General features: G+C 57.9%; 10 protein-coding genes. 2 read left to right on the forward strand and 8 right to left on the reverse strand.

Annotated elements, in window-relative coordinates; all coding sequences use genetic code 11:
• Positions 1–571 precede the first annotated feature (571 nt).
• From AC11W3_RS08630 to AC11W3_RS08645, 4 genes are all read right to left on the reverse strand, one after another.
• Positions 572–1,960, reverse strand: a complete 1,389-nt coding sequence (locus AC11W3_RS08630; protein WP_484092838.1) for a cytochrome C — start codon at positions 1,958–1,960, stop codon at positions 572–574.
• Between the two features lie 76 nt (positions 1,961–2,036).
• On the reverse strand, positions 2,037–2,363 hold the full coding sequence (locus AC11W3_RS08635) for a hypothetical protein (protein WP_484092839.1): 327 nt from the start codon (positions 2,361–2,363) through the stop codon (positions 2,037–2,039).
• A 77-nt stretch (positions 2,364–2,440) separates the two neighbouring features.
• A complete protein-coding gene (locus AC11W3_RS08640; RefSeq protein ID WP_484092840.1) occupies positions 2,441–4,105 on the reverse strand; it encodes a DUF3373 domain-containing protein in 1,665 nt (554 codons plus the stop codon).
• Positions 4,106–4,221: 116 nt separating this feature from the next.
• The gene (locus tag AC11W3_RS08645) at positions 4,222–6,645 is read right to left on the reverse strand and encodes a methyl-accepting chemotaxis protein (protein WP_484092841.1); all 2,424 of its coding nucleotides are present in this window, start codon (positions 6,643–6,645) and stop codon (positions 4,222–4,224) included.
• A gap of 758 nt (positions 6,646–7,403) precedes the next feature.
• Between AC11W3_RS08645 and AC11W3_RS08650 the strand changes: the two genes are divergently transcribed.
• A complete protein-coding gene (locus AC11W3_RS08650) occupies positions 7,404–7,871 on the forward strand; it encodes a hypothetical protein (RefSeq protein ID WP_484088894.1) in 468 nt (155 codons plus the stop codon).
• 372 nt (positions 7,872–8,243) lie between these two features.
• Here AC11W3_RS08650 and AC11W3_RS08655 read toward each other — a convergent pair whose 3' ends face one another.
• The 4 genes from AC11W3_RS08655 to AC11W3_RS08670 form a co-directional block, all read right to left on the reverse strand.
• Positions 8,244–8,912 carry a hypothetical protein gene (locus tag AC11W3_RS08655; protein ID WP_484088895.1) on the reverse strand — a complete coding sequence of 223 codons (669 nt, stop codon included), beginning with the start codon at positions 8,910–8,912 and terminating at the stop codon, positions 8,244–8,246.
• A 268-nt stretch (positions 8,913–9,180) separates the two neighbouring features.
• Complete coding sequence (locus AC11W3_RS08660) at positions 9,181–9,636, reverse strand: hypothetical protein (RefSeq protein WP_484088896.1); 456 nt, start codon at positions 9,634–9,636, stop codon at positions 9,181–9,183.
• Between the two features lie 56 nt (positions 9,637–9,692).
• Complete coding sequence (locus tag AC11W3_RS08665) at positions 9,693–11,573, reverse strand: esterase/lipase family protein (protein WP_484088897.1); 1,881 nt, start codon at positions 11,571–11,573, stop codon at positions 9,693–9,695.
• A gap of 12 nt (positions 11,574–11,585) precedes the next feature.
• A complete protein-coding gene (locus AC11W3_RS08670; protein ID WP_484092842.1) occupies positions 11,586–12,572 on the reverse strand; it encodes an Lnb N-terminal periplasmic domain-containing protein in 987 nt (328 codons plus the stop codon).
• A 438-nt stretch (positions 12,573–13,010) separates the two neighbouring features.
• Between AC11W3_RS08670 and AC11W3_RS08675 the strand changes: the two genes are divergently transcribed.
• Positions 13,011–13,549: DUF3300 domain-containing protein (locus tag AC11W3_RS08675; protein WP_484092843.1), on the forward strand; the 539-nt coding region annotated here is incomplete at its 3' end.

Consider the following 13,549-nt stretch of genomic DNA (forward strand, 5'->3'; position numbering starts at 1 on the left):
CCAGACCTGACCCTCCGTAGCACCCCTTATGGCGTTATCGACCAGAAGGGGCTACGCGAGTTTTGCGGTTTTCCCGATTGCGAGGACTTCGCGGATCAGCCGTCGGCTGCAGCGGTTATGTGGAAGACATCAAGGCCAGACTAGGTGTAAAGGCGGCTGGACGAAGAATCGAACGGGAAGACCTTTGCCGATGCGTACTCAGAGAGGAGCCTGCGCCTTACAATGCCGTTTTTGAGGTCAAAAACACCACTCTAAGCCCTGAAAATGGTTATTTCTGGGATGATTATGTAAGCAAAATCGAGGGGTTGGTTTGGTCCGACCCGAAACCTCGAGGGAAGTCGGGAAGGGGGCAGCGGTAGCGAAGCTGGAGCTTCGCGGGGTCATCCCGTTCCCAAGCCGGAGCTTGGGAACGAGGTTCCCGTCTGCCGGGCGATGGGGTGGTGAGTCCTCTGTCAGGGGATACCTGCCGGCAAGAGACCGGAATTCGCCGGAGTCGGTCCGGTACGTAGCTTCTCCGGACCCAGCCATGGCTCTACGGCGCCATGGCTGGCGTAACGGCATCTATTTTTTCCTACCATTCTTCCTTCTGTCTATCCGCAAGTTTCTTCATATAGAGCTCCGGGCTGGTGAGTTTCAGGATGTCTTCCACGCTATACCCCAAATCTTTGAGATTCAGTACGCCGTTTGGTGCGTGACAGTTGGCGCAATTGAATGCCTTGGTTTTTGTCACCAGGTGGTTGCTCCCGAAGTAGATGGTCTGCCAACCGGCAACGGCGTTTTTGGCCACGGTCTCCGGATCTTTCATCTTAAGGGTACGAGCGGCGGATGCAACGCCGGCTCGAGTGTCGCCGGTGGACATCGGCGGGGCGAAATCCATGGAAAGGAGCTGGCCGTTCTCTTTGTCGTAGTAGGCCTTGCCCTGGAAGATCTTGAAGGGGGTTATCTTGCTCTTTAGGTCATTTTTGCTTCCCTTGGGACCTATGAAGTGCGGGGTATTCTGTACCGTTCCGTTGTACCAAGCGTAGACGGGAGTCGTCTCGTTCGCCTCTTTCTTGAGCGTGGTCGGCTCAAAGAATTTGTTCTCGCTCTGCTCCCAGACCGTGAAGTCCTTGGCAAACGCCCCGCCGGTGCGGGGGATGTGGCAGGTCTGGCAGGCGATGCGTGCCGTGTGGCGGTTCAGATCGGCATCCTTGTGCGGTTTGAGGCCGTGGCATGCACTGTCCGCGCAGGATATCAGGAGACCGTCGCTTGCCCAGTTGTTCGGGTCCAGTCCGGTCGGCATCCGGTGCTTTTTCGTCTGGTGACAGTCGACACAGACCATGCCTTTGGCGGCATGGACGTCGGTGTCCTTGGTAAAGGTGAAGCCGCGCTTGATGAGGGGCCCGCCACCTGCCGCCTCATGGCAGACCATGCAGTTCTTCACCATCGGTTTACTGATGGCGAGCGCCGCCTTGGTGCTGCGGTCCTGCCCCATGACGACGCGCCCTTTGTCGTCCTTGAACGCCTTGCGCTTACCGAAGTCGTAATCGCTTGAGTGACAGACCAGACAGTCGATCGCCTTTTCGGCCTCCGCACCGGTGCTGCCGACGTCGCTCAAGTGGTTACCCGGGTGGCAGGAGTTGCAGCCGCTGAACTTGGTCTTTCCAGTCTCCGGGTTCTTCGGAATCTCCTTCAGGTTGTTCACGATGTCGTTGCCGTTGCACATGACGTAGTTGCGGTTCTTCATGCCGTACTCTTGGCTTGGGTCCACCCCCTCGACGTTGGTGACCCTGGAGGCGTGTTTCCAATGCACCGTATCGAGAAACGCCGACGCGGTTCCGGGATGGCACACCTCGCAGCTTTCGGGCCCATGGTAGCCGCTTTTCTCTAGTGACCCTTTACCCGGGTGCTCTCTTGCGATCGACGTCGTTGCCACCACGGCGACACCGAGGAGTGCGGAAAGAAGGCGAACTGATTTCATGTAATACCTCTCGATATCTGGGCGGTTCCCCGCCCAAAAGGCAGGTTTCCCTTTCGTAACGGTAAAAACGCCCCGACTAGCATCCTGCAGTCTTACGGAACAGCTTGGATAGATTCTTGCCGTCGGTCACCTCGTACTTGCAGCGGATCTCGTCCCCCTCGACGATCCGGTGATCCTTGAATTTGTCCAAGGTGAGGTCGTCGTTCACCGTGATGACGATGATCTCCCCGGTCTTATTGTCCTTGAGCGAGGCGGTCGCGCTCTTCGCGTCCTTGCCGGCGATCTCGATCTTGGCGATCACGCCGACGAACTTGATCTCGTCCGCCTGCGCGGCAGGGCTGAACCCGAAAAGTGAAGCCGCTACGATTGCCAGTACTGCCGCGAAAAATACGGTTTTTTTCATTTGTCTTCTCCTGTTTTTTTCGGACCGTCGGGGGTCCTGAAGGGCGGAGAGGGGCACGCAGCCCCTCCCCCTTACCGTTAGAACTTGACCTCGAAGGTGGCGTAGATGTCCTGGGCTTCTTTCAGCGGGGTGAGGAGCATCATGTCGGTCGCTTTCACGTCGGCGATCTTCACCGGCGCACCCACCCAGTTGTTGCTCCCGGTGTATTCGAAGTCGTAATACTGGTAGCCGACCCTGATGAACGCCTTGGAGAGGTAGGATGAGATCGGCTTCAGGTTCAAATCCTGGATCAGGTATGCTTCGTAAACGTTGCCGCGAGTCCCGAGCTTGGAGGTCCACATGTCATCGGCTGCTGGTGCGAAGGTGATCCAGTTCTTGGAGCCGTGGTTGTATTCCAGGCCGAGCTTTGTTGTGGTCGGCGCGTAGTCGTAACGGGCACCTATGTAACCTGCATAGCCGGTCTTGCTGGTCGGGGCCTCCGGGTTGAAGAATTGGCCGGTCATGAGCCCCTCGAAGCCGGCGTTTGCCGAGACTTTTTGGTTCGGGTGTGTGACGCTCATACCGACATCCCCGAAGAAGTTCAGTGTACCCGGGCCGACGTTTTTGATGGTACTCATGGCGCCTGCGCCGTACCAGTCGATGTCGCCCAACTGGACTGACGGGGCGGTATCGCCGAAGGCGGTCCCCTTCATGGTCGGGAAGTCGAAGATGTTGAAGCCGCGGTTCCACTGCAGCCAGACACGCAGCGGGTCGGTGTCGATCGGGATGACGGCGATGCCGAGCATGTCCGTGTCGTTTAGGGAGTTGCTCGGTGTCTCGAAGCCGCTTTCGAAGCCGCGACCGTAGCAGACCTTGGCGTAGGCGCCCGGGAGTGCATCGATGTCGGGAGCCCAGCCGAGGGTCATGCCGTCAAAGGCGTAGTCCACCAGAAGCGCGGGGGTCCCGCCGTTGCCGGGGCGCTCGTTGTTGAGGCGCAGGTTAGAGGGTGCTCCACCCGTGGAGGGGCGGCGTCCGACCGAGAACCAGACCGGCTGGTCCGCGATATTGGACCAGGTGGCATAGGCGCGGTCCACGTCCAAAAGGCTGGAAGTCGGGATGTGGCCCAGGGTCCCGTCGAAGGCCCCGACCCTGTCCGCGAAGAACGGTGTGTTGCCGCTGTTGGTGACCGCGGAATCGTCCTGTGAACCGAAGGTCTTGTAGGCAACAAGACGCACGTTGACTGTCACGTCCTTGGTCGCCCTGGCGTGCAGATCGAGGCCGAGGCGGTTGGTGTAGAGGGTGTCGTTGTTCGGCTTGTAGGCGGGTACCTGCTGGGCGAAAGCCTGCAGCCCCTGCGGTCCGAGCATTGCCTGGGTTGACGGCTGTTGCAGGAACGCCTGCGCCCCCGAGAAGGTGGTGGTGTGCTTCATCTGATTTGCGAAGGCCTGGAACGCGGCGACCTGGGGGCCGAAGGCCACGGGGTTGTTGAGGAACCCGGCATTCATCTGATCCTGGGCAAAGGTAAAGGTCTTGTTGACGTCTGTGTAGGCCTTGGTTTCTCCTCTCAGGCTGTCCAGGCGAAATCGGAAGTCTCCGCCGATGGTGAGCCATTTGCTGAGGGTTTTATCCTCGAGCTTTTCGACCTTCTTGGTCAGTTCGTCGACCTTCAGCTGCAGCGCCTGTTCATCAGCAAAGGCACCGGCAGGCGCGGCAAGAGCCAGCAGTATTGCCCCTGACAAACACTTTTCCAACATCTTGTTCATGTCAATTTCCTTTTCGCTTTCGTTTTGTTGCTAACGTCGGGCAAAAGATTCATCTCGTTGATCGTGCCCGGGCTCATGTTTCCGACTTTGGCGGGGATCCGGTCCTTTCGCTCGTTTCACACCCTGAACCACCCGACCATGCCGTTGAGGTCGGAGGCCAACAGGGAAAGCCCGTCGGAGGATTCCCGGATGCCGCGACACGAACCGCTCATCTCTCGGGTGAGAAGGGCGATCTCCTCGACGTGACGGGAGACTTCGCTGCTCGTTGCGGACTGCTCCTCGGTCGCGACCGCGATGTGGCGGACCATGTCGGTGACACGCTCCACGAACTGTGCGATGTGGCCGATGGCTTCCAAGTCGGTGTTGACTCGGGTGAGAATCGTGCTGACTGACCGCTGCTCGCGGTGCATCTGTCCTGCGGCTTGGGATACGCTTTCCTGCATTTCCTTCACCGTGCGGGAAATATCCGCCGTGGCATGGGAGGTCCGCTCGGCGAGTCCCCTCACGCTGTCGGCAACGATGGCAAATCCCCTCCCTTGATCGCCCGCCCGGGCTGCTTCGATGGCGGCATTCAGCGCCAGCAGGTTGGTCTGGTCGGCGATATCCCGGATGAGGGTGACAATATCGTTGATCTGCGCCGACTGGTCTCCCAATTGGTTCACCTTTGCCGCCGTTGCCGTGAACGTTTCCACGAAACCGTGAAGATCCTGCACCGTGGTCTGCATCGACCGTTTTCCTTGCTCCGCGATCTCTTTCATGCTGTCTGCTGCTTCTGCGGTTCTGGCGCTGTTTTGCGCTATGTTCACAGTGGTGGCCGACATCTGGGTCATGGCCGCCGCCGAATCCTCTGCCCCGCTCACCTGGCGCGACGCGCCGTTTTCCAGGACCCCTGCCGTGGCGGCCATCTCCTCTGATCTGCTCGCCAGAGAATTGGTTGCCAGTCCGATCCTGCCGACGATATCCCTGATACTTCCTACCATCTTCGCCATCGAGGTCTGGACCTGCCCGACCTCATCCCTGCTGCCCGCAGCGAGGCTGATGGCCAGGTTTCCGTCCGCCACCTGTTCCGCTGCGGCAATCAACTGGTCCATGGGGCGGGAAATGCTCCGGAAAATCCACATGCCTATGAGATTGCCGAAAATCGCCGAGCAAATGGCCATGGAAAGAATGAGGGTCATGCTGAAGCGGATGGTCCGGTTGACGGTGCCTATGGCCTTCTCCTGTTCACCTTGAGCCACCGAAACCGTTTCCTTACCCTTAACCGACTGCCTGGCGACGATGTCACGCAGCCTTGCCGCACCGCCTTCCGCCTGAGCCTGCAGTTGCATTTTCTGGTGCAGTTTGGCAAGGACCCCTTCCTTCGCAAAAACCGTATCCCTGATGCTGCGTAGCGAACCCGCGGCGTCTCTCAGTATTTTCAGTTCCGACTCTGCACCGGCGCCTTTCAGCAGGGTCGCCACCGATTTTTCGACGGCGGTTATTTTCCCGTACTGTTCGTTGATTTCGGCGGCGACCCCGTCGAGTTCCTTCTCGGTGGTCGCAAGAAACAGCCGCGCCGAGAGCCCCTCCAGGGACTTGCCCAGGGATACCAGGTCTGAGTTGTTCGACAGCACGCTGACGGCAATGTTGGCCTTGCTCACGTACCGCGGCAGCTTCGCTGCAATGGCGGCGCTGACCAACTGCGATTTGTCCACCTCGTCCTCGATGGTTTCCCCGACATTCCCGAGGGCGTCGTTTGCTTCCTTAAAGAGGGTTTCGAGGCGGTGGCCATCGCCTCCTTCCGCCTGGACCTTGATCAGTTCCTCCACCTTGGCATGGAAGGCCGCCACCCCCCCTCCGATCTGCTTGTTATTCCTGACGTTGCCGTTTTGCTGGATTTTCCTGATGGCGGTCGCATAGCGCTCCTGCACCTGCTTCTTATTCTGCAGGCGCTGCATGTCGATGAGGATGTACTGGATATCTTTCAGGGATCCCTTGAGGGTCTCGATGCTTGCGAGTTTCTTCGCGGTCTTGTCCGCCTCCTCGTTGGCGCCGGCGTAGGCCGCCGAACTGTTCTGCTGCAGTGCCTTGACCTTGTCTTCCAGCTCCCGGATCCTGGCATTTGCCTCACGGGCCCCTTGGACGATGAGCACATTGGCCTGCGTCGACTCCTTTTCCGACCTGAGTCTTGCGGTCATCGTGGAGAACAGTTCTCTGGCGATGTCGTTCAGATCGCCGGAGGACTGCAGTTTCTCGCCGGAGATTTCCTCCAGCCGCTCCTGGCTCTTCCTTGCCTCGTCCAGCGAATTTTCCGCTTCCTGCTTAGCCGCGGCAAATTCCGGCTCGCTACGGGCGGCAACCACCTTTATCAGGTCGGCAGTCGCCCCTTGGAGTGACCGTTGGAATTCCACGGTTCGCATCTGGAAAGGGGTGCTCTTTTCCGTCAGGTACGCAAGCTTCCCCTTGATGGACTGCATACTCACGAAACTGGTAACGGAAACCGCCCCCACCGCAAAAATGACGATACAGGCGTTCAGCATAAGTTTGGACTTGATGGTCATTGCAGCTCCTAACAACGGCGGGACAACACGATGTCTTTGTTCAAGATGTGACGGTATCGAAATCGTCGGGTGATACACGCTGGTATCGGCTGAACGGATCAGGTCTTTAATGTTATTGTTTCCGCCTCGGGGGCGCCTGGTTGCGCTGCGTCGTGGCCGATTTCGTCGAGGTACCCCCCCCCGGCTGCGGTAAGATCTTTACCGACAGCTTCTCCGGTTGCGATAGGGACAGACGGGGAGGTGGGAGGGGGGGAGCCCGAAAGTGGTGGTTCATGGTATTCAGAGCAGGGATAAATGCGCGGACGGCGGAATCAGCGGGTACAACGAAATCCAGAACCCGCCTCAGCGTTATGGCGTTATCGACCAGAAGGGGCTACGCGAGTTTTGCGGTTTTCCCGATTGCGAGGACTTCGCGGATCATCATCGCGAATGGGTCCAGGAAGCCCTGCTGCGTGGCAAAGGCCTACGGGAGAATTGTTGGACTGAAAGCATTGCCGTCGGCTGCAGCGGTTAGGGGGGCGCGGAGGGGACGTGCTTGAGATTCTTGAGTTATTGGCGGAAAGGGCGGAGAACGAACACTATGGTTCCAGGCATTGATAAATTGACAACTGGGGTGTGATTGCGCCATATCCCGAAAGGAACGCATTCACATACCGGGGCCGTTTATCATGTGGCATCCTCCAAGGCAATGATCGCCAATCCTCTCCACCTTCTCTTCATCCGACCGCAGAAGGGCACGAGCACTGTTCGGTGACTTCGTGGATTCGATGATCAGCCAGGAACGCAACAAGAGCTTTCACGGCGGAAAGAACCTCGACAACAGGCTGCTGGGTGACGAATACTTCGTGTTTAACATCCTCGAAGGAGTCGAGGAGGACCTTCGCCAAAAGCCAGATCTGGAAACGGTGATCGAAGCCATCGAGGCTGTGCTCGGCCAGGACACCCTGCGACTTCTTTCATCGGCAGCAAGGCCCGCACGGAGTTTCGAGGTCAGGGCCATGAAGAGTAATGGCCAAGCGGAAATGAGAGGCCCTGCCAATAACAGATCAAGGTTTCGACGAAACTGGTCCGGTTCCAGCCTAATCTGGTCCGGTTCCAGCTTAATCTGGTCCGGTTCCAGCCGAAACTGGCCTGGATGTGCCGGAATTGGTCCGGATTATGTTAAACGTGGCCCGGATCCCGCAGAAAGACGACTCGATCATCAAGAATGGGCAGCGGCTTTATGAAAAAACGGGATTTTTGTCATCATGATAGGCAGGCCGATTTGGGAAAAGTGGACGATCTGAAGAAAACAGGTCTCGAGCCTGGCGAAATCGGACCAGATTAGAATGGAAAGGGAACAGTTAGGGCAATAACTGGCGAGCTTGTGCGGTATATGGGAGAAGATTCCTGCCAAGCGAGGCGGCATTAAGAAAAAAGTGGAACCGCTTTTCGCAAAAAGGGTCCTCATTTACCGGAAAGTGGTCCTGTTTTCTTGAAAAGCAGAGGGGGCGCTAAGGGGAGTGGTTGTGACATAGGAGAAAGGACCTTCTATCTGATCTTGACAACGGAAGAGGCGGCTGGGGCTTGTCACCAGCCGCCTTAGGGTTTCCATTTCATCACTGGTCAAGAACGATGATGCTGACAATGGAAGACCATCGACCGGTGGCGCCATCCTCGTGATACCTGGCCCTGAAGTACATCTTCTTCGCCGCCTCAAGCCCCCGAAGCTCTATACGGGACCTGCTGTACGTCCCTTCACCGCTACCCCTCCACGATTGCTCATCCTTGGGGTTCTCCGTCATCTGCAACTCTATGCTGGCTTTGCTTTTCGCCCGTTTGACGATGACCATGACTGACTCCGGCACTGAGCCGTGTTTCACTGAAACCTCCGGCATCAGGTCCAGGAGGGTCACCTTCGCTTTCCCCGGGGTATGTTGCTTGAAATTGTAGCCAGCGTCGTGCAGGATGCTCGGATCGTTGCGGTGCTGCGAAAGCAGCACAACGTGATGGGCGTTGAACTTGAGAGCCTTTTTACCTGCCGCCATGAGGGCGTCCTGTTCCGCAAGGGTCGCCGAATCGTGGCCGAAAGCCGCATCACGGGCGCCTTCGAGAGACTGGCTCAACTGGGTCAACTTGTCCGTTCGTGACACGTACTCAGGTAACTCGCCTTGAAAGGCAACGTGGTTCTTCTGCTTCTCGGTAATATACTTCAGGGTGACGATAAAGTCGTTAACGGGCTGTTCCTCGTAGCTATGGTCGAACGGATCGGATGTGATTAGCGACATCTTCCACCTCCTAAATAGCTGTGTTGGTTAAATATTCGACCATTTTAACCATAAGGAACCAGTTGTCAAATCGGGAAAGGCAGAGGAGAGGAATCAACCAGGGGGGAGTGCAGGTTACGGAAATGGATGAAGCAGGCAGTAAAAAAGGGCCAGCGTTTTGAGCTGACCCTTTGTGTTCGTTTGGAGCGGGTAACGGGATTCGAACCCGCGACTTCAACCTTGGCAAGCGTTGCACTCTACCACGATCCCCCGATCGATTACAGACTGATCAGTTCCACTTGTTATGGCCTTTCCCCCTGCCTTTTCCCTTGCCCGGTCTTTCGCCCTGCCCAGCAGCCGGCTGGCCGTCAAACACCAGGTCTCCGCTCTTCAGAGCATGGAATTCAGCAGAGCCGGGTTTTATTCCCATACTTTTCGCGATTACTCCCCACCCTTTGCCCTGGTTGCTCTTATAGACCTTTATGACCTGGTCTGTCGGTTTCTGTGTCCACTGCCCGAGTTGCAAGCACATGAAGGCGTCGGCAGGTTCCCTCACGGTCCCGATTACCGCGCGGACCTGCACCTCCGGGACCCCGAACTGGGCGCTGAGCTTGGCGGAAAAGCCGTTCAGGTCGGCCTGTGCCTGAATGTTAAGGTTCCTAAGGAAGCTGTCGAGTCCTCCGCCAGCGATTGCTGCTCCGCTGAAAATGAACAGCATCAGTAATGCAGACAAGATTTTCTTCATAGAGGATTCTCCTTTTTAAAGGCCATGATAAATCAGAGCCCAAACTCATTGCCTGGTTATTTCTGATCCACGACATCCGGATAGGAAGCTCGCAAATGCTCCAGCAGGATCCGCCGCACCTCTTCGATGGCAACGGGGTTTAGCTGGCTGGAGTGATCGCCGTGGACGATCAATTCCGACGCCATCCCGTCCAGGTGCGCACTGCTGTAGCTGACCACTCCGTCGTCGCCAAGCTTCGGGTCCCCATCCCCTTTAACCGCGATGATGGAATGCCCCTTCACCCCCGGTGCGAGAGGAATTTCCACAAGGGTCTTGAGCACGGGATTGTCCGGGGACTGGCTATCGGCGCTGGTAACAATCGATTTTCTCCCCCCCGCCAGCTTTTTGACGTCGTCGGTGAAATAATCGTAATACCCCCTGGTCGTCTGGACCACCGTTGCCGGAAGGTTGACAATCGCCTTGACCAGGTCCCTGACCCACCGTTTGCTGCGGAAGCTCCCCCGGTGAGGCGTACTGAGGAAGACAACCTCCTTTACGAAGGGAAGCGGCTTGATATACAGCAGATGACGTACCAGGGCCTTTTTCTCTTCGGACATCTTCAAGGCATCGATATCCTTCCCGGTCAGGGTCAGCACGAGCCTGTCACCGGCATCGACGGCGCAAAGCTTGGTCAGAAGTCCACCCTGACTGTGGCCGACCACCACCATCTGCTGGAGAGCCGGGTCTTTCCCCTGCGGGTCGAGGGTGGCCAATTTGTCTCGCAGTGCGTCCCGCAGGTTCGCGGCGGACATGAGAACCGGCTCGCTGCTCGTGTAGACGAAGTACCAGAACTGGTATTTCTGCCGGATCAGCGGATCGAAAGTGAGGGTATTGAACATCTCCATCCACCAGACCGGACTGCTTGCCGTGCCGTGCACGAAGACGACCGGAATCCTTCCGGGCCGATAGGGCTGCTGCAGATAAAGGCCATTGGGAAGAGTACTGATCTGCCTTCCCCTAAAGGCACTCAATCCCAGGCTCCAGATTGCCGCGCCTTCGAGCTTGTAAGCCATCGGGGTGGTGGTATCGGTTTCCAGCGGCAAGTCACGGTCGTTGATCTGTACCGTGGTGATGTCCTGGGCAGAGTAGAGTTCCAGTGACGCGGTATCCGTACCGGCGCTAAGAGAGGCAAAGTTCCCGTGTATCCTCAGGAGTGCGGTCACCGGCAGCACCTGTCTCCCTTCAGCAGTCTCCTTTTTCACCCCCAATAGCGGCAGGCCGATACCGGGAGTCCGGTTGATAACGGAAACGCCGCGGACCTCGTATTTGCCTGCCGGCTCGAATTTGTCGAAATCCTCCAGCTTCCAGGGAAACCGTGCAGTATCCAAGGCGATCGTCAGCTGCCCCACCGGAAGTTTACGCGTCCCTCCCCCGAGTTCCAGCTCGCCGTCCTCGCCTGTTGCGAGCCCTTGCCATAACCCGAAGCTGTAGAGGTCCAGGGCGACGCGGGCACGACGATCGAGCGCGGTCGGACGGGGATCTGGCCGTTCATCGAGGAAGAAGTAGTAGGCATAGAGCGCGGAGAGGAGAAAATAGTCGGGCGCAAGCCCCTGATCCACGAGGTCCGAACTGCCTGCCAGTTGACTGCCGTAGAGGTAGGAAAGCTCCCCAAGGGCGTAGAGGATATCCCGACGCTCGTCGTGGAGCGCCTTTTCATGCAGATCGGCGATGGCGGCAGCCGGGTCCTTCTCGAATTTGTGCTGCAGATCGTTCCGCAGCAGCACGTACTTCGCCTGCTCGGTGAGTACTCCCTGGTTCAAAGGGGAGGCGGTGACATTCTGATAAGCGTCGTGCGGCGATACAGTGTTGACCCCTACCGGGGTACGGCACCCGGTCAGCAGCAGCCAGCAAAAGAGCAGCAGGGCAGTCGCACGACAGGCAATCGTCTTTGGCATCATGGCGTTGGCTCCTTACCGGGGCAGACCGACCCGGATCAGTTGCGAGAAGGCGGGGGAGTTGTCAGCCTTTTTCGCCCGTTCGTTGATGAGACTGCGTTTTTTCAGCTCTGCGAACGGCAGGCTGGTATCGATCGCTTTCCTCTCGTAGAGCATTTCGTCGATGAAGCCGTTAACGATGATCCTCCAGTCGAAGCGCGCACCAGGATTGAACGGGGCCACGTGGCGGCGGATGTTGGTAGTGCAGTTGCTGGTGAGGGCGTTGTACCATTGGGGGCGCTCCTTTAACGAATTCACCTCCCGCAGGTAATCCAGAAAAACCTTTCGGATGAGTTCCTTCGGGGCCTTGAGGCGATAGAGATAGACCTGTTCCCCCCGGTAGTTGGTCCTCAGCCCGATCAGGTCACGTTCGTCCGCCACCACGTAGGTAAGCTCGTACTGGCGGAAGAATCCCTTGACGGTGGAGTATGCCTGGCCCACTTTCTTGCGGGTCTCGACGGAGAAGCAGACGATACCGTCACCGCCGAAGTCGAAACTGAGCATGGTGTGGGCGATCATCGGGGAGCCCCAGTAGATCAGGGAAAGGTCGACGCCGCCCAGTTTTGACAGGTCGAAGGTCCTGTCATAGTGGCGGACGGTGTAGTCGGTTTCGCTGCGGTAGTCGCAGTTGCGGATGTTGTGGATGGTCACCTTGTCCCCCCGCAACTCCGCCCACGGGAGGAGGGCCACGTCCGGCTGCCAATTCCCGCTGTTGGATGGCGGCATGAGCAGCCACCAGACCAGCACGATGGCGAACGCCGCTAGGAATCCCAGCCGCGCCCGGCGTTCGCGCCACTTGGCAACGAGTGCGACCACACTGCCCAGGGCAAAGGCGCCGGCGATCCACGGTCGCAGCAAAGCCGGCAGATTCGAATAGAAGATGGCCGCAGTGGCCCACGCCGCCATCGCCAGCAGGCAGAATCGCGCGAATAGTTCCCCGCATCTTTCGAACCATCGTGCCATTTCCCCTCCTGCATGGCGGGTTGTCAGCGCCGTATGCCAGGTCGGCGAACCGGGCAATTCAGCAAATTTTACCATACAGATAGCTTGATTCTTTCCAGGTGTTCCACTTCCTGCGATCCAATGAAACGGCAGTGCTGAAAGGTGGCAGAAAATTTCTGATGAACAGGCCGCTCACCTGCCGGATTCGTCCCCCGCTTGCCTCCGGCGTGGTTTCTGTTACCCTTGGAACGTTTAACATACCCTCATGATCTGAATAGCGACTTCATCTTCATCAAAGGGTCTCGATGGCGGGCTTCGGCCTGCATGGGACCAGAGTCACCAAGAGTCAATCCGGATCAGCCGGCAGGCAAAGGTCGCGTCACCAAACCCGCATCGCGTCAGGGTAACGAGGCGGATTTTCCGGTCGTCGCCATTTTCGGCACCCACGAAGGAGCTTGTATGAAAGGGAAATCATTCTGGATCCGCACCGTGGTTCTCTTCATCGCCGTGGTACTTTCCCTGCCCCTCTACTGCATGGGGCAGCAGGAGGGTGGCGCCGCGCCGAAGACACTGTCGCAGGAGGAGCTGGCACAGCTATTGGCCCCGATCGCCCTGTACCCAGATGACCTGATCGCGCAGATACTGATGGCCTCGACCTATCCTCTTGAGGTGGTCCAGGCCGATCGATGGGTACAGCAGAACAAGAACCTGAAGGGGGATGCCCTGGCCAAGGCCCTGGAAAAGCAGAGCTGGGATCCGAGCGTTAAATCACTGGTGAACTTCCCCTCAGTACTGTCGGCCATGAGTCAGAAACTGGACCTGACCACCAGCGTGGGCGACGCCTACCTGGCGCAGCCCAAGGACGTGATGGACACCATCCAGGATCTGCGCAGAAAGGCCCAGACGGCGGGAAACCTGAAGACGACCAAAGAGCAGAAGGTGGTGGTGGAGCAGCAAACCATCGTCATCCAGCAGGCCGACCCCCAGGTTGTCTACGT

Source organism: Geomonas sp., assembly GCF_056994735.1.

Bases quoted from the DNA above. Each gene is read 5' to 3' on its own strand.
- AC11W3_RS08665 (WP_484088897.1), bottom strand. From the start codon at position 11,573: ATGATGCCAAAGACGATTGCCTGTCGTGCGACTGCCCTGCTGCTCTTT.
- AC11W3_RS08635 (WP_484092839.1), bottom strand. From the start codon at position 2,363: ATGAAAAAAACCGTATTTTTCGCGGCAGTACTGGCAATCGTAGCGGCT.
- AC11W3_RS08660 (WP_484088896.1), bottom strand. From the start codon at position 9,636: ATGAAGAAAATCTTGTCTGCATTACTGATGCTGTTCATTTTCAGCGGA.
- AC11W3_RS08640 (WP_484092840.1), bottom strand. From the start codon at position 4,105: ATGAACAAGATGTTGGAAAAGTGTTTGTCAGGGGCAATACTGCTGGCT.
- AC11W3_RS08645 (WP_484092841.1), bottom strand. From the start codon at position 6,645: ATGACCATCAAGTCCAAACTTATGCTGAACGCCTGTATCGTCATTTTT.
- AC11W3_RS08630 (WP_484092838.1), bottom strand. From the start codon at position 1,960: ATGAAATCAGTTCGCCTTCTTTCCGCACTCCTCGGTGTCGCCGTGGTG.
- AC11W3_RS08670 (WP_484092842.1), bottom strand. From the start codon at position 12,572: ATGGCACGATGGTTCGAAAGATGCGGGGAACTATTCGCGCGATTCTGC.
- AC11W3_RS08655 (WP_484088895.1), bottom strand. From the start codon at position 8,912: ATGTCGCTAATCACATCCGATCCGTTCGACCATAGCTACGAGGAACAG.